Annotated in this window: 15 protein-coding genes and 1 pseudogene; 9 read left to right on the plus strand and 7 right to left on the minus strand. The window is 58.3% G+C overall.

Annotated features, from left to right (window positions below; genetic code table 11):
* Positions 1-581 precede the first annotated feature (581 nt).
* Positions 582-2,477 (minus strand): sigma-54-dependent Fis family transcriptional regulator, encoded by a 1,896-nt coding sequence (locus FQ185_RS29480; RefSeq protein ID WP_149420510.1) that lies wholly within the window; start codon positions 2,475-2,477, stop codon positions 582-584.
* Between the two features lie 243 nt (positions 2,478-2,720).
* Between FQ185_RS29480 and FQ185_RS29485 the strand changes: the two genes are divergently transcribed.
* Together FQ185_RS29485 and FQ185_RS29495 are read left to right on the plus strand one after the other, a co-directional pair.
* Complete coding sequence (locus tag FQ185_RS29485) at positions 2,721-4,544, plus strand: NAD(P)/FAD-dependent oxidoreductase (protein WP_149420511.1); 1,824 nt, start codon at positions 2,721-2,723, stop codon at positions 4,542-4,544.
* 304 nt (positions 4,545-4,848) lie between these two features.
* Positions 4,849-5,091 carry an AbrB/MazE/SpoVT family DNA-binding domain-containing protein gene (locus tag FQ185_RS29495; protein ID WP_149420512.1) on the plus strand — a complete coding sequence of 81 codons (243 nt, stop codon included), beginning with the start codon at positions 4,849-4,851 and terminating at the stop codon, positions 5,089-5,091.
* 106 nt (positions 5,092-5,197) lie between these two features.
* On the opposite strand, the gene FQ185_RS29500 is transcribed toward FQ185_RS29495, so the two are convergent.
* The 6 genes from FQ185_RS29500 to FQ185_RS29525 all read right to left on the minus strand — a co-directional run bounded on the left by FQ185_RS29500 (position 5,198) and on the right by FQ185_RS29525 (position 11,812).
* Complete coding sequence (locus tag FQ185_RS29500; RefSeq protein ID WP_149420513.1) at positions 5,198-5,824, minus strand: dTMP kinase; 627 nt, start codon at positions 5,822-5,824, stop codon at positions 5,198-5,200.
* 389 nt (positions 5,825-6,213) lie between these two features.
* On the minus strand, positions 6,214-7,356 hold the full coding sequence (locus FQ185_RS29505; RefSeq protein ID WP_149420523.1) for a patatin-like phospholipase family protein: 1,143 nt from the start codon (positions 7,354-7,356) through the stop codon (positions 6,214-6,216).
* Between the two features lie 38 nt (positions 7,357-7,394).
* Entirely contained in the window at positions 7,395-7,727 is a 333-nt protein-coding gene (locus FQ185_RS29510) for a hypothetical protein (protein WP_256730520.1), read from the minus strand.
* On the minus strand, positions 7,708-8,817 hold the full coding sequence (locus tag FQ185_RS29515) for an AI-2E family transporter (RefSeq protein ID WP_149420514.1): 1,110 nt from the start codon (positions 8,815-8,817) through the stop codon (positions 7,708-7,710). Before FQ185_RS29515 ends, FQ185_RS29510 begins: the two co-directional genes overlap by 20 nt.
* A gap of 78 nt (positions 8,818-8,895) precedes the next feature.
* A complete protein-coding gene (locus tag FQ185_RS29520) occupies positions 8,896-9,531 on the minus strand; it encodes a response regulator transcription factor (RefSeq protein WP_149420515.1) in 636 nt (211 codons plus the stop codon).
* Between the two features lie 4 nt (positions 9,532-9,535).
* A complete protein-coding gene (locus tag FQ185_RS29525) occupies positions 9,536-11,812 on the minus strand; it encodes a PAS domain S-box protein (protein WP_149420516.1) in 2,277 nt (758 codons plus the stop codon).
* A gap of 229 nt (positions 11,813-12,041) precedes the next feature.
* On the opposite strand from FQ185_RS29525, the gene FQ185_RS29530 reads away from it, so the two are divergent.
* From FQ185_RS29530 to FQ185_RS30915, 7 genes and pseudogenes are all read left to right on the plus strand, one after another.
* Positions 12,042-13,664, plus strand: a complete 1,623-nt coding sequence (locus FQ185_RS29530) for an acyl-CoA synthetase (RefSeq protein ID WP_149420517.1) — start codon at positions 12,042-12,044, stop codon at positions 13,662-13,664.
* A gap of 125 nt (positions 13,665-13,789) precedes the next feature.
* Positions 13,790-14,116 (plus strand): DUF485 domain-containing protein, encoded by a 327-nt coding sequence (locus FQ185_RS29535; protein WP_149420518.1) that lies wholly within the window; start codon positions 13,790-13,792, stop codon positions 14,114-14,116.
* Complete coding sequence (locus FQ185_RS29540) at positions 14,116-15,786, plus strand: cation acetate symporter (RefSeq protein ID WP_149420519.1); 1,671 nt, start codon at positions 14,116-14,118, stop codon at positions 15,784-15,786. The genes FQ185_RS29535 and FQ185_RS29540 overlap by 1 nt, the downstream gene beginning before the upstream one ends.
* A 68-nt stretch (positions 15,787-15,854) precedes the next feature.
* Positions 15,855-17,627: an acyl-CoA dehydrogenase C-terminal domain-containing protein gene (locus tag FQ185_RS29545; RefSeq protein WP_149420520.1), complete on the plus strand. Its 1,773-nt coding sequence runs from the start codon at positions 15,855-15,857 to the stop codon at positions 17,625-17,627.
* Positions 17,628-17,753: 126 nt separating this feature from the next.
* The gene (locus FQ185_RS29550) at positions 17,754-19,022 is read left to right on the plus strand and encodes an OprD family porin (RefSeq protein ID WP_149420521.1); all 1,269 of its coding nucleotides are present in this window, start codon (positions 17,754-17,756) and stop codon (positions 19,020-19,022) included.
* A 129-nt stretch (positions 19,023-19,151) separates the two neighbouring features.
* Positions 19,152-19,667, plus strand: coding sequence for a polyhydroxyalkanoate synthesis repressor PhaR (gene phaR, locus FQ185_RS29555; RefSeq protein WP_149420522.1), 516 nt, complete (start codon positions 19,152-19,154; stop codon positions 19,665-19,667).
* A 378-nt stretch (positions 19,668-20,045) separates the two neighbouring features.
* Positions 20,046-20,223, plus strand: a pseudogene (locus FQ185_RS30915) (cytochrome c); the annotation flags it as partial.

Below are 20,223 nucleotides of genomic sequence, written 5' to 3' on the forward strand. Positions count from 1 at the left end.
TCCTGCGGAATCGTCATGCTCGAGATGGTGTTTTTTCGCATGCGACAAATTCGGCCTGGCCAGCCTGATCACCTGGTGAAAAGCATTGAGCAGAGCCCCACAAGGAGAATCCTTAGGTTCGCATAATGTATATTATGTTAAATCAGGTGCTATGTCAGGTATGTTCATAGTGTCGCATCTGCCAATAAATCGGACTTTGCCCGTAATTACGAGAATTCAACAAAATCAATAGCATCCGTTCCCTACCTCCTAGGCTCTCGAGGTTGCCCCTGCTCTGATTATCGATTCTTCAGAGTTGAAAACCCCAGGCATGTACCCAATTTGACACGATCACCGCGTTGGAAGAAATTGATGATTCGCCTTTTCTCTTCGACCTGAAATCCGGTCGCTGTATCTTCAGCCTAAATTGTCAACACGATCGATTGGATGTTCCCCAACCGGCCACTGGCGCAGTCGATTACTGGATGCCTGGTTTCCTAATAGGAGTGACAAATTGCTGACTCGGCCCGACAAAGACGCGCTACGTGCGATGCTGGAATCGCAAGTTCAAGAAAAGATACAGCATGGATGTCATTCTGCATTCAACCGGGTCGTGAAATACCGTGATGACGCAGTTTGCGATAGAGCGTATTGCGGCTGATCCCTAGGCGAGCGGCAACATGGGCGATATGCCAGTGTTCCGCCTCAATCAATGTGAGCAGTATCTGTCGCTCGGATACGCCCAGCGGATTTTCGGTCAGCGCAACTGTCGCGGGCACTGCCGGCAGCAACTCCGCCAAATCGTCCAGGGTGACACGCCCCTCCAACGCCAACGCTACCAGTGTGCGCAGGCACGTACGCAGCTGCCGGACATTGCCCGGCCAAGGTTGCGTCAGCAAGCGCTCTCTGACGCCCGCCTCTAGCCGAATCCTGCCCCCTGCTGCCTCCTCGCGCAGCAATAGGTCGAGCAAACGGCCCTTGTCTGTTCGTTCACGCAGCGGTGGGAGCTGCACGGCGAATCCGGCAACGCGGTAGAACAGATCCTCGCGCAAGCGCCCTTCGGCCACGCAGGCGTGCAGATCTTGGTGGCTGGCACTGATGAGGCGTACATCGAGCGGACGTGCCGTCGCCCCACCTAAGGGCACCACCTGACGCTCCTCCAACACGCGTAGCAGGCGAGTCTGTAACGCCAGTGGCATATCGGCGATCTCATCAAGAAATAGTATGCCGCCGTGGGCCTGTTCCAGCTTACCGATCATCCCGTCTTTACGTGCACCGGTGAAGCTACCGCCGCGATAGCCGAACAGCTCGCTTTCGATCAGCGCTTCTGGAATGGCTGCGCAATTGATCGCCACAAACGGCTTGCTGACTCTGGAGCTGGCGCGGTGCAGCGCCGCAGCAAAAGCTTCTTTGCCAGTACCGGTTTCGCCCTGTAAAAACACCGGCACGTCACGCTCCAACACACGCAATGCGCGAGCAAAGCCTCGTTGCAGACGTGGGTCTTCCAAACACACGTGCACGTCGTTAATTTTGGGGATTGCAGGAGCGACTAAAGGCACCTGGTGTAGGGGTTCTCGCAGCCGTCCGTAGAACTGGCGGCCGTCCACCAGCCGCATGGGCCAGCAGACACTAGGCTGCGAGCTGGCCTGACTCATCACCTGATCGAGAGGTGTTTCCAGCAGCATCGTCAGAGATTGCCCAACCACCTGGTCACGGCTGAGGCCCAGCAGATCCAAGGCAGCATGATTGACTGAACAGATACAGGCGCTCTCGTCAAAACTGAGCAGACCTTCGCCCAACAGCCCAACGAAGCCGGCCTCCGGGTGGAAGCGCAGCAAATACCGCTGCGGATCATGCCCCAGGAAATAACAGCTCTCGATCAAATTGGCTGTCAGGTTGGTCAACGCCATGGCTTTGAAGTGCTGCTGAAGACTTTCTTCCTCTCGCACAGAAGAGAGATTAAGAACGGCGAGCAATTCTCCGCTCGCATCAAATATTGGGCTGGCCGAACAGGTTAAGCCGGCATGCTTGCCACGAAAATGTTGATCACGACGGATGGTGACATGCTGTCGCTCGACCAGGCAGGTGCCGACACCGTTGGTACCCTCACAATCCTCGCTCCATACCGAACCGAGCCATAGTCCGGAACGCTGAAATTCGGCTCGTTCGGATTCGTTAAACACACTGTCGATCGCCACACCGCGAGCATCGGTGAGTAGCACCACGTGGCCATCACGTCCGAGCTGTTGGTGCAAGTTGCTCATCTGCCAGTGCGCCACAGCGATGATGTGTTCCAGTGGTGCGCGGTGATCCTGCAAGCGTGGATGCTCAACCACGTTAGGTGCGCGGCGACTGGCAGGATCGAGCTGATACTGATCCAGGCACCGACGCCAGGATCGTGTGATTGCACGGTCAGTAACAGGGCCGTGGTTGGCATGAGTGCCCTGCACGGCTTGCAGCACTTGTTGTGCATGGGCATTGATCAAGGCCGGCTTCATTATTCTTGTTCTCCGTTACGGTTAGGACACGGGTCTGTTCGCAGCTTATATGAAAAGATAGCAACCAGCGCTTTTTGCACCGAGTGACACTCTGTCACCCACCCTTTCCAGAATCGTGACAGATCTGCGAATTCAAGCCTGAGCAACACCGCAGCCGCCGCTCTGCAACGGGGTTTTCGCGAAGGTGGCCCGAGCCTTGCTGTGGGGTAAGTTGTACAAAAACAACAAGATCGGAGATGCCCCATGAACATCGCTGTTGAAACCCCTCTGCACACGCCAACTGCTCAGCTCGCGGCTTGGGTCGAAAACCTTGGCGAGCGTCTCGCCCAACGTGACGTGGACGGCGTGCTGGAACTGTTTGCCGAAGACTGTCACTGGCGTGACCTGCTACTTTTCAGCTGGAACCTGGTGACCCTCGAAGGCAAGCCTGCCATCCGAGACATGCTCGAAGCACGCCTCGACCAGACTTGTCCTGAGCGATGGAAACTGGAAGGTGAAGCGACGCTGAATGACGGTGTGCTCGAAGGTTGGATCAGCCTGGAAACCGAATCGGCGCGAGGTAAAGGCTACGTGCGCCTAAAAGACGGTGTGTGCTGGACGCTGTTGACAGCCATGCGCGAGCTCAAAGGCTTTGAAGAACCAAGCGGCCGCCGTCGTCCAATGGGTGCAAGTCATGGTCAGGCCCACGCCGACAAACGCAACTGGCTAGAGCGCCGTCGCGATGAAGAAGCTTCGCTAGGCATCACCACCCAACCTTACTGCCTGATCGTGGGTGGCGGCCAGGGTGGGCTGGGGCTCGCTGCGCGGCTCAAGCGAATGGGCGTGCCAACTCTGATCGTCGACAAGGCCGAGCGTCCTGGTGATCAGTGGCGCGGTCGCTACAAGTCGCTGTGCCTGCACGACCCTGTCTGGTACGACCATATGCCTTACCTGCCCTTCCCCGATCACTGGCCAGTCTTCACTCCAAAAGACCAGATTGGTGACTGGTTGGAAATGTACACCAAAGTCATGGAGCTCAATTATTGGCCGCGTACAGAATGCGTGAGCGCCAGCTTTGACGAACAAAGTGGCACCTGGAAGGTTGAAGTGCAGCGCGAGGGCGAGCGTGTGACTTTACAGCCTACCCAGTTGATCCTCGCCACCGGCATGTCTGGAGTACCCAATGTGCCCAGTTATCCAGGGGCCGAGGTTTTCAATGGCCAGCAGCATCATTCCAGCCGCCATCCCGGCGGAGACACCTGGAGCGGCAAGCGCGCGGTGGTCATCGGTGCGAACAATTCGGCTCACGATATCTGCGCCGACTTGGTGGAGAACGGCGCCGAGGTGACCATGGTGCAACGCTCCAGCACCCACATCGTGCGTTCCGACAGTTTAATGGATCTCGTCTTCGGCGGGCTCTACTCTGAAGACGCCCTGGAGACGGGTTTGACCACAGACAAAGCCGACATGCTGTTCGCCTCGATCCCCTATAAGGTTATGCCAAGCTTTCATCAACCCATCTTTAACGCGATCAAGGAGCGTGACAAGGACTTCTACGAGCGCTTGGCCAAGGCCGGCTTCATGCTAGATTTCGGTGACGACGAGTCTGGCCTTTTCATGAAGTATGTACGCCGTGGTTCTGGTTACTACATCGATGTCGGCGCCTCCGAACTGATCGCTAACGGCACGATCAAGCTCAAGAGCGCGCCTGGCCTGGGTGTCGAACGCATCGAAGCAGATGCCGTCGTACTCAGCGATGGCAGTCGACTACCGGCAGATCTGATCGTTTACGCAACGGGCTATGGCTCAATGAATGGTTGGGCGGCGAAGCTGATTTCCCAGGAAGTAGCTGACAAGGTCGGCCGCTGCTGGGGCTTGGGTTCTGGAACCACGAATGATCCTGGCCCGTACGAGGGCGAACTGCGGAACATGTGGAAGCCAACACAGCAGAAAAACCTCTGGTTCCACGGTGGCAACCTGCATCAGTCACGGCATTATTCGCTGTATCTAGCGCTGCAGTTAAAAGCGCGCTTCGAAGGCATCGACACATCCGTCTATGGCCTTGCCGAGAGTCACCACACTGGCTGAGACAAATGGCGCCCAGCCGTGGTTGGGCGCCTCTCCACAATGCCCCGGATCAACCTACCCGTAGAGATTGATGGCTGGCAGCTCACACTCTTCAATGACTGTGACACCCTAGACTACTGCCAGTACTGCAGGTCGCCCGATGGCCAAGTCGGGACACTTGAACTCTGACAGTGCGACGGAGCTGATCCTGTCGACCTGTTAAGTGCCTGGGAGCTTGAACAGCTCGAATGCTTGCTCGCTGCCCAATGAGCTTGGAAGCAAAAGCACGTTACCATTGCCGGTTCAAAAGCAATGGAGACCACACGTGAAAAAGCCACCTATGAAAATCATCATCGAAGAATGGGATGGTGACGGTGCGATTCGAATTCCCGATGAAGCGTTGCAGGAACTGGAGCTTGATGTTGGCGACTCGCTGTATTTGCTAGAAGAATTTGTCGGCAACACGCGCTGCCTGGTCCTATCAAAAAAGCCTCAAATTGCGGATCGAATAGACGAACTCACAGAAGCATGGGATAGCGTACAGCTTGGTAACGCCCAGGAGAAATGAGACAGCTGCAATACGCTTCTTGAATCAATCATACGAGTCACGAACAACGGGGAACATCAGCGCACTTGAATTTCAGGATTATGGATAGAAGAGCCAGCTCATTGCGTTAATCCATTCTGGTGGATCGAAGGACCCTATAGATCTCAGAAACCACCTGCATCGTTGCGTCTTCGATCGTTCCTTCATTACGGCATAAAACCCAACCGTGATCTGCACTCGCTAGCTCGAACGCCTTGGTACAAGCGACATGTTCTTCCAGCTTATGGATCACAGTACTGCTCAGTCCACGCCGTCGTGCCGCGGCCCTCGCCCATGAAATATCAGGGGTGGTGACAACCCCGACATGCAGGTCTGGCACTCGCACGTTTCGATCAATGTTCAACTGTAGAATCTCTGCAAACGGGATTATCCGGCGAAACGCGGCATCAGACGGATACCAGCGATCGATCAAGATGATGCTGCCTGGTGGCTGTTTAGCCAGCACGTGCTGGGAAATCCAAGTACGGCTATCAGCAAAGCGTTCACAAACCCCCAACTCCAGATCCCGGGTGGGATTTCTGACGAGCTTGTTAACGAGGGTCATTGTTTCACTCCTGTAGGGATCGCTTTTTTTCTCGCAAAGTCGGATCACCTTTTTGTTGTCTGCCCTCAGTACTTTCGTAACGGCCTCCAACAGTGTGGTTTTGCCGGTTCCCTTGGGCCCATCTAGAGAAACAAACAGCGGACGATTCATTCTTCAAACAACGATTGATATACGGTTTTTTTGCCCGGTTCGTTCGCTGGAACCGCTTGGTGCGACTACGCGAATCGAGTGGAGGGACCTTATGAGCAGACATCGATGAACACTCTAACCCGCTTTCTGGCTAACGGGTCTCAAAATCCACGGTTACAGCCGCTTATGAACATCGCTCATAAGTTCAATGATGTGCACTCCATGTGTATGGCTGATGCTTTGACGCGCGGGGTAATAGAAGCACCCGCCCGCGTGTACTGATAGCGGGAGTGGAACATCTTTCTTGGTGAAAAAATAATATTGAATCTTGCTGTGGCTATAAGTGAAATCTATACGCGACTGCTCAGCAGTCCGATGCGATCGGATGAGCGCTCAGGACTGTGCCTCTCTCAAGCATTCGGCGATTTATGCCACGGATAGCCTTTCGCGCTGAGTTGAAAGGCGTAATCGAACAAGCGCTTCATGTATTCGCCATCGAATTTACGATTACGAGCAATATCAAAATCGGAGCCGATGTACGCCAGATTGAAGTCCGCTCCGTCCTGCTGTGCGATTCGGTAAATTCGATCCAGGTCACTGATCCCCTGAGTCTGGATCAATGTGCTGATGGCTCGACCGCCGATGCTCAAGGTACGGCGCTTGGTTCCGGACCACTGCGGTTCCAGTTTGCCGTTGCGAATGACATAGAAATGACGCTCCCGGCGTATACGCGCGCCGATCACGTTGTTCAGCGCCATCACGGTGCCCGGCGGGTAAAGAAACACCTGAGTGAGAACGCCTCCGTCCACGTGCATTTCCTGAAACTGTTTGCCATCGACCTCCACATCGATCATGACGGGTGAGACGGCACCGGGAATGCTCATCGACGCGACCATGATGTTGCGAAACAGGTCGAGCGCCCCCGGTGCTCCGCTGGAGGCGATAGCGCCCATGTTCCAGGTGACGGGCCGCCCGGCATCCAGGTCGGTTGTGCCGATCATCAGCAGTCGTCCTTTTGCGTATTGCGCGGTGATGGCCACCAGCACCTCGGCGGTAATGTACTTGGCAATGAGTCGCGCCAGAGGCTTGCTGTCCGCTATCCCGTCGCTGGCCAGGCGGGTCAGCATATTGCGCGAACGGAAAACGTCTTTTGGACCGATGGCGCTGCAGATCCCCAAAATGATGCGGTCATACTCAGGTCCCAGGTAAGCGAACGGAGCGACCAAGGCACCCGCACTGATGCCAGTGACGACCTTGAACATAGGTCGGGTCCCATGCAGGGTCCAGCCCGCAATGATTCCCGCCGCGAAGGTGCCTGCGTCGCCACCGCCCGAAACGGCCAGGTAATAGGCCTGCGGCAACATGTCGTACTGAAGCCCTTCGCTGTCGAGCGCCTCGACCTCTCGATGGTTGGCCAGAGTCGCATCCCGGATGAATGGCGCCAGGTCATGGTCCAGCCAGTAGCGCGCGTCCGGAATGCCGGGGATGACCGCTTTTTCCGTTAACGTTTGCGGCACAGCCTCACGACGTTGCAGGCACCCTTCACGCAACATGTTCATCGTTGTGGCGCTGGGCCTGGGCAAAAATGGTTTCAAAACGCCTCCTCCGATCCCTGCAATCGACAGAGAACGCGCTCAACTAGTCGCTCGGCAATCACCTCGCCGTCGGTCTTTTCGACGGCGATTCGATCCGGTGTAAAGGCCGTCAATTGATCAAGCCCGCCGAAAGGAGTTACCGAGGCTCGCTGTTCATGCAGCCAGACCGTCATCTGGCGCGGTGCGCTGTCCTGCGTCAGGCCTTTCATTGCCCATAGCGAGCCGCCGGTCACAATCGTGGCCTGTACTCTGCTGAAGCGGTTCCAGCGTTCGAGACCACCATGGGCGATCAGTACCTGGTCCAGCAGTTCATGATCCTGCACATTCATGGTGCGGCTCTCCTCCATCCTGCGGCCGATCCTGCACCCACTGCCAGAATAATTGATAGCCGACCGCGAGTACCACCGGGCCGATGAACAGCCCGATGATGCCGCTGGTGACCATACCGCCCAACGCACCGATCAACACCACCGGCATTGGCACATCGACACCGCGCCCCAGCAGCAATGGCTTGAGGACGTTGTCCACCAGCCCGGCAATAAACACATAGATGGCGAAGATGATGGTCCACGTGCTGGCCCCCTCGGTGGCGAACACATAGGCAATCACCGGCAGCGTGATCAGGGTCACCGGTAATTGCATGATGCCCAGCAGCAATACGGCCAGCGCAAGCAGGCCGGCGCCGGGAACACCCTTGAGTACGAAACCGAGCCCCACCAGCAGCATCTGAATGAAGGCGATACCGACCACACCCAGCGCTACCGCACGGATCGTCGCGGTGCATAGTTCGGCGATTTTCGGCCCCTTGCCCGGACCGCTGACGCGTGAGGCGATCTGTACCGCGCTGCGGTTGCCTCCCTCGCCATGGGCCATAAAGATACCGGCGATGATCAGCGCGAAAATGAAGGTGAGGAAACCCATGCCAACGCCGGCGAGCTTGCCCAACAGGCTCAGGCTGGCATGTTTTATCTGCGGGATGTATTTCGCTGACAGGTCTGGAAGATCGGTTGAAGCCTGCAGCCATAACGCCGAGAGAGGCTTGCCCACCAACGGCCAGTCGGCGACTGAATCAGCCGGAGGGGGAATATGGAAACCGCCCTCCTTGACCATGCTCATGGCATGCTCGACCGAGTCGGCAATCGAGGTGCCCAGCAAGTAGATCGGCACCATGAGGATCACGATGGCGACCAGCACGATCAGCGTCGCAACGTGCCCCTCTTTGAGCCCTCGCCTGCTCATGAGGCGCTTTTGCAGCGGGTAAAGGGTGATCGCCAGGATCAGTGACCACAGCATCAGGTCGCGGAACGGACTGAAAATTTCGAAGCAAAAAAGCACCAGGATGGCGATCAGACCGGCACGAATCAGGACATCGAGCAGACTGCGCGTGAACGCCTTTTCGGAGACGGGTGTGGGCACCATGACTGCCTTCTTGCAGATTGCTGCAAAGGGATGAGATCGGTTAGCCCAGCATAGACGTTCAACAGAAAACGTGAGGCATCAGCGCAGCTTCAGTGGGTCGACCAATTGCGCCGCGATGGCCATGCCCACTAGGTCCGGCAAGGTATTGGCCTGCATGCGTTTCATCACACGCGAGCGGTACAGATCGACGGTTTTTGCACTGACGCCCAGTTGCTCGGCGATTTCACGGGTGGTGTAACCCTGCACCAGCGGCAACAACACATCGCGCTCCCGTGGCGTCAGTGTGAGCAAACGCGCCTGCAGCTCTTCATGGCCCTGATTGCCCGAGCGGCTGGCTGCACAGTTGCTGAGTGCCTGTTGCACGCTGTCCAGCAGCAACTGTTCGTTATAGGGTTTTTCGATGAAGTCATGGGCGCCGGCCTTGAACGCGCGCACCACAATCGGCACATCCGCGTGCCCGCTGACGAAGATGATCGGCAAGTTCAGTTCACGTGCGCGCATTTCTTCCTGCACGTTCAAACCGCCCATGCCGGGCATGCGCACATCCAGCAGCACGCAAGCATCGAGGCTGGCATCACAGGCACTGAGGAACTCGACGCCACTGGTAAACGGCAAGGCCTTGAGCCCCACCGACTCCAATAACCAGACTGTTGAATCGAGCATGCCTTGGTCATCGTCGACCACATACACCACGTGCTCCGTCACACCTGACATTCGGTTATTCCTGTTGTTGTTTTGTTGGGCCGGCAAGCGGCAAGCGGCAACACATCAGCAAACCGACAGGCTGACGCCGGGCCTGCAATTCGCCACCGAAACCTTCGACGATGCTGCGGCTCATGGACAGCCCGAGCCCCAGGCCATCGGCCTTGCTGGTATAGAACGGGGTAAAAATCTGCTCCAGTTCGGGTTCGCTGACACCCGGCCCCTGGTCTTGCACACTGATCTGTACGGTTGCACCACTGCCCTGCTCCGCCGCCATCACGATCAGCGAAGGCTGGCCGGGATGTTGTTCGCGATTGGCATCGATGGCATTGCGCAACAGATTGAGCAGGACCTGCTCCAGCAGCACCCGGTCGGCATAAACCGGCGGCAGATTATCCGGCAGTCGATCCTCGATTGTCACTTGGCAATTGCTCGCCTCCCAGGCACACAAACGCACGGCTTCGCGAGCAACGTCGGTGAAGTTCAAGGCCTGCAGGTGTCGCTGACCCTTGCGCAGAAACGCTCGTAAACGCCTGATCACTTCCGAGGCGTGCGTGGCGTGGTGGGTAATGCGTTGCAGCCCTTGCGCCACTTTTTCGGCGGCCTGGGGATTGGAATCCAGTGTCTGCAAATAGCGCTGGCTGGCATTGGCGTAATTGACCACGGCGGCCAACGGCTGGTTGATTTCGTGGGCGATACCCGAGGCCAGTTCCCCCAGCGTCACCAAACGCGCGGTATGGGCCAGTTCGTCCTGATGACGGCGCTGTTGCACTTCGCGTAGTTCACGCTCGGTCATGTCGCGCGCCACCAATGAGTAATAGCGCTCACCACCGGCAGAACGGTGCGCCAGCAGCACCAGCGACACCGGCACTGACGTTCCGCCACCCGGTGGCTGCAGCCGCGCATCGGTGCTCCAGACACCGTCGCGTTCGGCGCTGCTCCAGCCATCACGTTGCAGGCGTGCAAGGTCAGCGCTGGCAAACAAATCGTCCAGGGCTGGCATCGATTGTTGCTCGTCAATGGCGAGGATGCGTCGTGCTGCCGGGTTGAGGTAAGTGACTTGCCCGTCGGGGTCGATGAACAACACTGGATCGGTATTGGCCTCGACCACTTCAGCCAGGCGTCGCTTGTTCTCTTCGGCCTGCACCCGGGCAGTAATGTCGCGCGAGACGCTGACCACTTCGACCACCGCGCCGGTGTAGGTTTCACGAATCGCCCGGCTGGCGGTTTCAAACCACAGGTAATGCCCGGCACGATGGCGGATGCGGTAAGTCATCGTGTGATAACCGTCCTGCTCCAGCGCGTCCCGCGCACGCTGCACGAGGCTGGCCAGGTCCTGACCATGGAATAAACCCTGGGCCATTTGCCCGCGCAATTCTTCGGGCCAGTAACCGAGCAACGTCCACGACGCTGGCGACGCATCGAGAAAGCGTCCGTCGGGGGTATGACGGGAAATCAGGTCAGTGGTGTTCTCGATGATCAGCCTGTACAGCCGCCGCGCCGTGGTCGCCTCGCGCTCGGCCAGCACTTGCGCCGTGGCATCGCGGCAGCGGGCGAGTACACGGTTGTCCTGCGGATCGGGGATAAACGTCCAGATCAGGATCTGCGCCTGGAACTGAGCCTCGACGCCTTCGATGGCGCGCTGCTGGTCCAGACAGGCGCGTACCAACACTCGATGATTGACCGGCAAAAAGCCCAACACCTCGGTGAGTGGCTTTTCAGCGAGCAATGCCAGCAGCGCCGCATTGAACTCCAGCGGCCGGCCTTGCGCATCGAGCAACAGACTCGGCTGCGGGTCATGGCCCAACAGCGGCGAGCCGCGCAGCATGCCATTGACGCTGCTGAGCAAGGTCGTCAGCAAATCCTGCATCCAGCCCAGCCAGTGGAGACTTACGCCTTCGCACACTTCCACCAGCAACAATCCTGGCTGCCCCGGTTGCAAGGCCAGGTCGAACACCTGCCCATGGCTGATGGCGGCTCGACGCAGTCGACCGGACAACCAGCAATCAAGTTGACGCACTTGCGTCAGATCCAGGCGCCCCGCGTCTATCAAACGATCGAGCAGCAGTTGATCGCTGGCCAGCGACGGGTCGCCTAGGCCCGGCGGAAAATGCTGGGCGGCGCCTTCGTGGCTGTAAATCCGCGCATTGGGCTGCCAACTCAGATAAACCGCCCGGCGCACCTCGGGGCAATCCTGCAACGCACGGCACAACGCGTCGGCCCGGGCGGCCAGCGACACACCTTCGCGCTGCAGGCGCAACCAGCTGTGCAATCGAACGGGAGTCAGGGTCATCACAGGTCCGCTTCGTTGGGGAAGCCAAGGATATACCGACCTCGGAGGCATGGCGGCATACATTTGGCCTGGCAAGAATCCAATATAGTATTATTACTATACTGCGTAGGTTGTACTTCCATATCCATGGCAGATTGTTATATAAAGCAAACCGGACATAAAAGGCGACCTCAGCGACTACGCTGCAAGGTCACCCATAGAGCTAACAATCAGCCACCGAGTACCCGTCATGTCGATCTACGAACAAGGGCTAGGCCCTGCGGCTGTCAACCATATTGCCTTGTCGCCGCTCAGCTTCATCGAGCGCACCGCCAGCGTTTACCCCAACTACCCCGCCGTTATCCATGGCTCGATTCGGCGTACCTGGGCGCAGACCTACACCCGCTGCCGACGCCTGGCTTCGGCGCTGGCCGGTCGCGGCATCGGCAAGAACGACACCGTTGCGGTGATGCTGCCCAACATCCCGCAGATGCTGGAAGTGCACTTCGGCGTGCCGATGATTGGCGCCGTGCTCAACCCGCTCAACGTGCGTCTGGATGCCGAAGCCATTGCCTTCATGCTGCAGCATGGCGAGGCCAAGGTGCTGATTACCGATCGCGAATTTCACAGCGTGATTCACGCGGCGATCGGCATGCTCGATCATCCGCCGCTGGTCATCGACGTCAATGACCCGGAATACGGTGAGGGTGAGGCTGTCAGCGAGCTGGACTATGAAGCGTTGCTGGCCGAAGGCGACCCGGACTTTGCCTGGCAATGGCCGGCGAACGAATGGCAAGCCATCTCGCTGAACTACACCTCCGGCACCACCGGTAATCCAAAAGGTGTGGTTTACCACCATCGCGGCGCTTACCTGAACTCATTGGGCAACCAGATGACCTGGGCCATGGGCAACCATCCGGTGTACCTCTGGACCCTGCCGATGTTCCACTGCAACGGTTGGTGTTACCCGTGGATCATCACTGCAATGGCGGGTGTGCATGTGTTCCTGCGCCGTGTCGATCCGCAAAAAATCCTCATGCTGATCCGCGAGCATCAGATCACTCACCTGTGTGCTGCGCCCATCGTGCTCAACGCACTGGTCAACATGCCGGAATCGGCGAAAGCTGCGATCGATCATCCGGTCAACGCGATGGTCGCCGGTGCCGCGCCACCGGCCAAGGTCATCGGTGCCGTGGAAGCAATGGGCATCAAGGTCACTCACGTTTATGGCCTGACCGAAACCTACGGCCCGGTAACCCTCTGCGCCTGGCATGCCGAATGGGATGAATTGCCGCTGGATGAACGGGCGCAGATCAAATCCCGTCAGGGCGTGCGCTACCCGACGCTCGAAGGCGTGATGGTCGGCGATTCGAAGACGCTGGAACCGACCCCTCGGGACGGCCAGACCATCGGTGAGATTTTCATGCGCGGCAATACCGTGATGAAGGGCTACCTGAAGAACCCGACCTCCACGGCAGAAGCGTTCGAAGGCGGCTGGTTCCACACTGGCGACCTGGCGGTGTGTCATCCGGACGGTTATGTCGAGATCAAGGATCGACTCAAGGACATCATTATTTCCGGCGGCGAGAACATCTCCACCATCGAACTTGAAGGCGTGCTCTACCGCCACCCGGGTGTGATGGAAGCGGCGGTCGTTGCCCGTCCTGATGAGAAATGGGGCGAAACACCGTGCGCCTTCATCACGTTGAAGGCCGACCACCAGGAAGTCCGCGAGGCCGACATCATCAGTTTCTGCCGCGAGCACCTGGCCGGTTTCAAAGTCCCGCGCACCGTGATCTTCACCCTGTTGCCGAAGACCTCAACCGGCAAGATCCAGAAGTACGTTCTGCGCGACAGGGCTAAAGCACTCTAACCCGAACCAACGTTGTACCCGTCAAGCGGCAGGCGCCTTTACCTGCCGCTTCGGGCTCGTGCACGCCGAATTCGACGCTGCCCTGCCCCCACACACTGATAACAAAAACAATGTGGAGCCTTCCCATGATCGACATCCATTCAACCGATACCCAACGCTGCGAACGTATTCGGACCAACCCGAAATTCCTTCAACTGGTGAGCAGTCGTTCGCGCCTGGCCTGGTCGTTGAGCGCCACGGTGCTGGGCACTTATTACCTGTTCATGCTGGTGGTGGCTTTTGCCCCGCAGTGGCTGCATGCACCGCTCGGTGAACATCGGATGTTGACCCTGGGCATGCCGGTTGGCGCAGCGATCATCGTGTTTTCCTGGCTATTGACCGGCTGGTACGTCTACAGCGCCAACACGCGTTTCGACGCACTGGGCGCCGCCATTCTCGAGGAGAGCAAGTGATGACCCTGCTTCGAAAACTGATCCTCGCCGGCGCCGGTTTTTTGCCGGCCTCGGTGGTAATCGCCGCACCGGCGCTGGGTGCGGTGGAAAAACAACCACTCAACCTGCATGCGATCGGCATGTTCTTCATGTTCGTCCTCGGCACATTGGCAATCACCTGGTGGGCCGCGCGCCAAACCAAATCCACCTCTGACTTCTACACCGCTGGCGGTGGCATCACCGGGTTCCAGAATGGCCTGGCAATTGCCGGTGACTACATGTCCGCGGCCACGCTGCTGGGGCTTTCGAGCCTGGTGTTCGCCAAGGGCTACGATGGTTTCATATATACCATCGGCTTCTTCGTCGGCTGGCCGATCATCACTTTCCTGATGGCCGAGCGTCTGCGCAACCTGGGGCGCTACACCTTTGCCGACATCGTGTCCTATCGACTGGACCAGAACAAAGTGCGGATCTTCGCCGCGTTTGGTTCGTTGACCGTGGTGTGCTGCTACCTGATCGTGCAGATGGTCGGCGCGGGTCAGTTGATCAAATTGCTGTTTGGTCTCGACTACCCGGTCGCCGTGGTGATCGTCGGCGCGCTGATGCTGGTCTACGTGATCTTCGGCGGCATGATCGCCACCACGTGGGTGCAGATCATCAAGGCTGTGTTGCTGCTTGCCGGCGGCACGACCCTCGCGGTCATGGCCATGTCGCAGTTCGGTTTCAGCTACGAAACCCTGGCCGCCAAAGCCGTCGAGGCTCACGCCAGCGGCTGGAACATCATGGGCCCGGGTTCAATGCTCGCCGACCCGATCAACACCGCTTCGATGTCGCTGGGATTGGTGTTCGGGATTGCCGGTCTGCCGCACATCCTGATGCGTTTCTTCACCGTGCCGAACGCCAAGGAAGCGCGTAAATCGGTGTTCTACGCCACAGGCTTCATCGGTTTCTTCTTCCTCGTTGTCTGCACCCTGGGCTTTGCCGCGATGGTGATCATCGGCACCGACCCGCAGTACTACGTCAACGGCGAAGTCGGCGGCGCCTTGATCGGCGGCGGCAACATGGTCGCCATGCACCTGGCCAAAGCGGTGGGCGGCAACCTGTTCTTCGGTTTCCTCGCAGCCGTCGCGTTCGCCACCATCCTTGCGGTGGTCTCCGGGCTTGCGCTGGCCGGTGCTTCGGCAATTTCCCACGACCTCTACGCCACCGTGTTCAAGAAAGGCAAGGCCAGCGAGAAACAGGAAATGCGCGTGACCCGCATGGCCACCGTGGGCCTTGGGATCATCGCGATTCTGCTGGGCATTCTGTTCGAGAAGATGAACGTCGCGTTCCTCGTGGGCCTGACCTTCGGCATCGCCGCGTCAACCAACTTCCCGGTGCTGATCATGGCCATGTACTGGAAAGGCCTGACCACCAAAGGCGCGATCATCGGCGGTTTTGCCGGCCTGATCTGTGCGCTGGTGCTGGTGATCCTCTCGCCAGCGGTGTGGGTCACCGTGCTCGGTAATGCCCACGCGATCTTCCCGTACGACCACCCGGCGCTGTTCTCCATGCCGCTGGCGTTCCTGGTGATCGTGGTCGTGTCCAAACTCGACCAAAGCGTACGCGCCGGCAAAGAACGTGACGCCTACGCCGACCAGTTCGTTCGCGCCCAAACCGGCCTCGGTGCTGCCAGCGCTTCCAGCCATTGATTGAAAGGGCACGGTCCGCACAAGCGCGGCCGTGCCCACCGTACAACCGTTTCTTTGAGGTTCACGCTATGCCCGAATTCAACGCCCCACTGCGCGACATGCGCTTTGTCCTGCATGAAGTGTTTGATGCCCCGGCCCTGTGGGCACGCCTGCCGGCCCTGGCTGAAAACGTCGACGCCGCCACCGCGGACGCCATTCTTGAGGAGGCAGCCAAAGTCACCTCGCACCTGATTGCACCATTGAACCGCAGCGGCGACGAGGAAGGCGCCCAATGGGTCGATGGCCAGGTCAGCACGCCGATCGGCTTCAAACAGGCTTACGCCACCTACATCGAAGGCGGTTGGGTGGGCTTGTCCGGTAACGCTGATTTTGGCGGCATGGGCATGCCGAAGATGCTCGCCGTGCAGTTTGAAGAAATGCTCTACGGCGCCAATTCAAGCTTTGCCCTGTATTCGGCGTTGAGTTCCGGTGCCTGCCTGGCGCTGGACGCTCACGCTAGCGAAACGCTGAAAAACCTGTATTTGCCACCGATGTACGAAGGCCGTTGGGCCGGTTCCATGTGCCTGACCGAAGCCCACGCCGGCACTGACCTGGGGATTATCCGTACCCGTGCCGAACCTCAGGCCGACGGCAGTTTCAGCATCACTGGCAGCAAGATCTTCATCACCGGTGGCGATCAGGACCTGACCGAAAACATCGTCCATCTGGTACTGGCCAAACTGCCGGATGCGCCTGCTGGCCCGAAAGGTATCTCGCTGTTTGTGGTGCCAAAAGTGCTGGTCAATGCCGACGGTTCCCTGGGCGCGGCCAATGCCGTGAGCTGCGGTTCGATCGAACACAAGATGGGCATCAAGGCCTCGGCCACCTGCGTGATGAACTTCGACGGCGCCAGTGGCTGGTTGGTCGGCGAGGCCAACAAAGGCTTGGCGGCGATGTTCACCATGATGAATTACGAGCGCTTGTCCATCGGCATTCAGGGCATTGGCTGCGCCGAAGCGTCCTATCAGAGCGCCGTGGCTTACGCCCGTGAACGGGTGCAAAGCCGCGCACCGACCGGAGCCATTGCCCCGGACAAAGTGGCCGACCCGATCATCGTTCACCCCGATGTGCGCCGCATGCTGCTGAGCATGAAAGCCATGACTGAAGGCGGCCGTGCGTTTGCCAGCTATGTCGGGCAACAACTCGACCTGGCGAAGTTTTCCGATGACGCCAAGGAACGGGACAGTGCCCAAATCCTGGTCGCGCTGCTCACTCCGGTGGCTAAAGCGTTCTTCACCGATATCGGCCTGGAGAGCTGCATCAATGGCCAGCAAGTGTTCGGCGGCCATGGCTACATCCGCGAATGGGGTCAGGAACAATTGGTCCGCGACGTGCGCATCGCGCAGATCTACGAAGGCACCAATGGCATTCAGGCCCTGGACTTGCTCGGACGCAAAGTGCTCGCCGACAAGGGCTTTGCGCTTCGCCAGTTCACCGGTGAGATCCGCCATTTCGCCCATCAGCCTGACGCGCCCTACAGCGCTCAACTGTTCGATGCCGTGCAACGGCTGGAGGACCTGAGTGACTGGCTGCAGGACCAGGCCGCGACCAATCGCAACGAAATCGGCGCCGCTTCGGTGGAGTATCTGCACCTTTTCGGCTACGTCGCCTACGCCTGGCTGTGGGCGCGCATGGCACAGGTTGCCAAGCAAAAATTGCACGAAGATGAAGGGTTTTATGGCGCAAAAATCGCCACCGCCGACTTCTACATCCACCGCCTGCTGCCGCGCATTTTGAGTCTGGAGCAATCCATTCGCGCAGGCAGCGCCTCGCTGTATGGCCTTAGCGCCGAACAGTTCTAACGGTTGAACCCACGCGGCGCCACGCTCCTCTCGTTTCGGCGTCCGCGTTTTTATTGATAAGCCCTCGCCCGTTTGGCGAGGGTCGCGGGACCTGTCTTTCCATAATAAAAACAAAGGGGCTTCACCATGGACCGTTACACCCGCACTCTCGCTATCCGACTGTTGCTGGCCGGCGGCGTCATCAGCCTCTCGGCCCCCGCCGCTGCGGACTTTGTCAAAGACAGCAAGGCCAGCCTTGAGCTGCGCAACTTCTATTTCAATCGTGACTATCGCCAGGACAACGCCCCGCAATCCAAACAAGAAGAATGGGCGCAGGGCTTCCTGTTGCGCTATGAATCGGGCTTCACCGAAGGCTTGATCGGTGTCGGTTTCGATGCCATCGGCCTGCTCGGCGTGAAACTCGACTCCACCCCTGACAACGCTGGCTCCGGCCTGCTCAAACGCCATAGCGATACCAGCAAAGGTGCTCAGGACGAGTACGGCGAATTGGGCCTGACCGCCAAACTACGGGCTTCGAAAAGCACGCTGAAACTCGGCACCCTGCTGCCCAAAATACCGACGGTACTGGCCAACGATTCACGGCTGTTGCCGCAAACCTTCAAGGGCGGTCAGTTGACCTCGCTGGAAATCGAAGGTCTGACCGTGGATGCCGGGCGTCTGACACAGGTTAACCAGCGCGACTCCTCGGACTACGAGGACATGGGCATCACCCGAACCGGCGCCAAAGGCATCACCAGCCGTCATGTGGACAGCGACAGTTTCGATTTCGCCAGCCTGAACTACAAATGGACCGGCAACCTCGCCACCGGCTACAGCTACGGTCACCTCGACAAACTCTACGACCAGCACATGGTCAACCTGACGTACGTGTTGCCAGTCACGACCGGCCAGTCGTTGAAGACGGATCTGCGCTTTGCCCGTTCTACGGATGATGGCGGCAGTAATGTCGACAACAATGCGGTGGGTGCGATGTTCACCTACAGCCTCGGCGGGCATGCCTTCGGTCTGGGCTATCAAGGCATGAGCGGCGCCACCGGTTTCGCCTACATCAACGGCACCGATGCGTTCCTGGTGAACTTCGTGCAGATCGGCGACTTCGCCAGCAAGGACGAACAGTCCTGGCAGGCCCGTTATGACTACAACTTTGCAGCCATTGGCGTGCCGGGCCTGACCTTCATGACGCGCTACATCACTGGCTCCGATGTTGACTTGGGCAGCAACCGCCCGGAAGGCAAGGAATGGGAGCGTGATACCGATATTGGCTATGTCGTGCAGAGCGGCCCGCTGAAGAATGTCGGGGTGAAATGGCGTAACGCGACAGTTCGCTCGACCAATTTTGGCAGCGATCTGGATGAAAACCGTTTGATCGTCAGTTACACACTGCCGATCTGGTAAGCACCGTAATGATCGTCCCCACGCTCTGCGTGGGAACGATCGGTCTCTCCTCCCCCGACTCCAATCCGCGGCAGTGGCCATAGTAGGATAAGATGCCTGCAAACCAGGCTCGCCACGAGATTGCCCCGTATGCCAGACAACAGTCGGAACACCCCCCGCCTGATCAAGAAATACCCCAACCGCCGACTGTATGACACCCACACCAGCAGTCATTTGACGCTGGCGGACATCCGTCAGTTGGTGGTCGACAAAATTGCCTTCCAGGTGGTCGATGCCAAGAGTGGCGAGGACCTGACCCGCAGCATCTTGCTGCAAGTCATTCTGGAAGCCGAAAGCGGCGGTGAGCCGATCTTCACCAGCGAGATGCTGATGGGGATCATCCAATTCTACGGCCCTTATCAGGGCGTACTCGGCAGTTACCTGGACAAAAGCATCCAGACCGTCATCGACATCCAGTCCCAGACCGGCGCGCAGTCGTCCGAGGCCTGGAGTGATTTCATGCATCAACAGGCTCCGGTCATGCAGGACCTGATGCGCCAGTATGTCGACCAATCCAAAGCGCTCTATCTGAACACCCAGAACCTGTTTGGCATGTTTGGCGGCAAGCCGGGCGCTGATGGCGCAAAGAAAAAAGACGGTGAATGAAGTACTCCCGAGTCATTGACAGTCGCGCGACGTCTACTAGGCTCACAGTCATCCTGCCTCCTCCACTGAACCACGGCACTTAAACGCAAGGCCTGGTGAAGTTGTCAATCTTTAGCGCCTGTTCGCAGCTGTTCGAATGCAGCCGTCAAGCAATCGTCAGCGCAGCGGGCTAACGCTTCTTCGCGCGCATCATTGCTAAATGTGCAACGCGAATGACCAGGCACTTTCCACCTGCACTTTCACGTTGGGAGGCAGTCGTGCAAAAAGCTTTGAAGATAGTCAGCTATGCCGTGCTCGTGCTGATGGCCAGCGCGGTCGTTTATGCCAGCATTATCGGCATCACCTATTGGACGGGTATCGGCGTCTAGGGAGTTCACAATGAACAAACGCCAGACACGCTCGTTCGCGCTGATATCGACGGCCATCGCCACGGTGGTGTTTCTGGGCATGACCGTTGATAGTCACCGGCAGTTTCCGAAATTGACCAACGCTCAACAGATCACGCCAGAGGTCACTCGCGGCAAGGATGTATGGCACGAATACAATTGCATCAATT

The organism is Pseudomonas sp. ANT_H12B (genome assembly GCF_008369325.1).
Lineage (GTDB): Bacteria > Pseudomonadota > Gammaproteobacteria > Pseudomonadales > Pseudomonadaceae > Aquipseudomonas.

Excerpts from the sequence above, each read along its gene's own strand:
- FQ185_RS29535 (WP_149420518.1), top strand. The coding sequence starts at position 13,790 with ATGATCGACATCCATTCAACCGATACCCAACGCTGCGAACGTATTCGG.
- FQ185_RS29510 (WP_256730520.1), bottom strand. The coding sequence starts at position 7,727 with ATGAATGTGCAGGATCATGAACTGCTGGACCAGGTACTGATCGCCCAT.
- FQ185_RS29525 (WP_149420516.1), bottom strand. The coding sequence starts at position 11,812 with ATGACCCTGACTCCCGTTCGATTGCACAGCTGGTTGCGCCTGCAGCGC.
- phaR (WP_149420522.1), top strand. The coding sequence starts at position 19,152 with ATGCCAGACAACAGTCGGAACACCCCCCGCCTGATCAAGAAATACCCC.
- FQ185_RS29485 (WP_149420511.1), top strand. The coding sequence starts at position 2,721 with ATGAACATCGCTGTTGAAACCCCTCTGCACACGCCAACTGCTCAGCTC.
- FQ185_RS29520 (WP_149420515.1), bottom strand. The coding sequence starts at position 9,531 with ATGTCAGGTGTGACGGAGCACGTGGTGTATGTGGTCGACGATGACCAA.
- FQ185_RS29545 (WP_149420520.1), top strand. The coding sequence starts at position 15,855 with ATGCCCGAATTCAACGCCCCACTGCGCGACATGCGCTTTGTCCTGCAT.
- FQ185_RS29480 (WP_149420510.1), bottom strand. The coding sequence starts at position 2,477 with ATGAAGCCGGCCTTGATCAATGCCCATGCACAACAAGTGCTGCAAGCC.
- FQ185_RS29530 (WP_149420517.1), top strand. The coding sequence starts at position 12,042 with ATGTCGATCTACGAACAAGGGCTAGGCCCTGCGGCTGTCAACCATATT.
- FQ185_RS29550 (WP_149420521.1), top strand. The coding sequence starts at position 17,754 with ATGGACCGTTACACCCGCACTCTCGCTATCCGACTGTTGCTGGCCGGC.
- FQ185_RS29540 (WP_149420519.1), top strand. The coding sequence starts at position 14,116 with ATGACCCTGCTTCGAAAACTGATCCTCGCCGGCGCCGGTTTTTTGCCG.
- FQ185_RS29500 (WP_149420513.1), bottom strand. The coding sequence starts at position 5,824 with ATGAATCGTCCGCTGTTTGTTTCTCTAGATGGGCCCAAGGGAACCGGC.
- FQ185_RS29515 (WP_149420514.1), bottom strand. The coding sequence starts at position 8,817 with ATGGTGCCCACACCCGTCTCCGAAAAGGCGTTCACGCGCAGTCTGCTC.
- FQ185_RS29505 (WP_149420523.1), bottom strand. The coding sequence starts at position 7,356 with ATGTTGCGTGAAGGGTGCCTGCAACGTCGTGAGGCTGTGCCGCAAACG.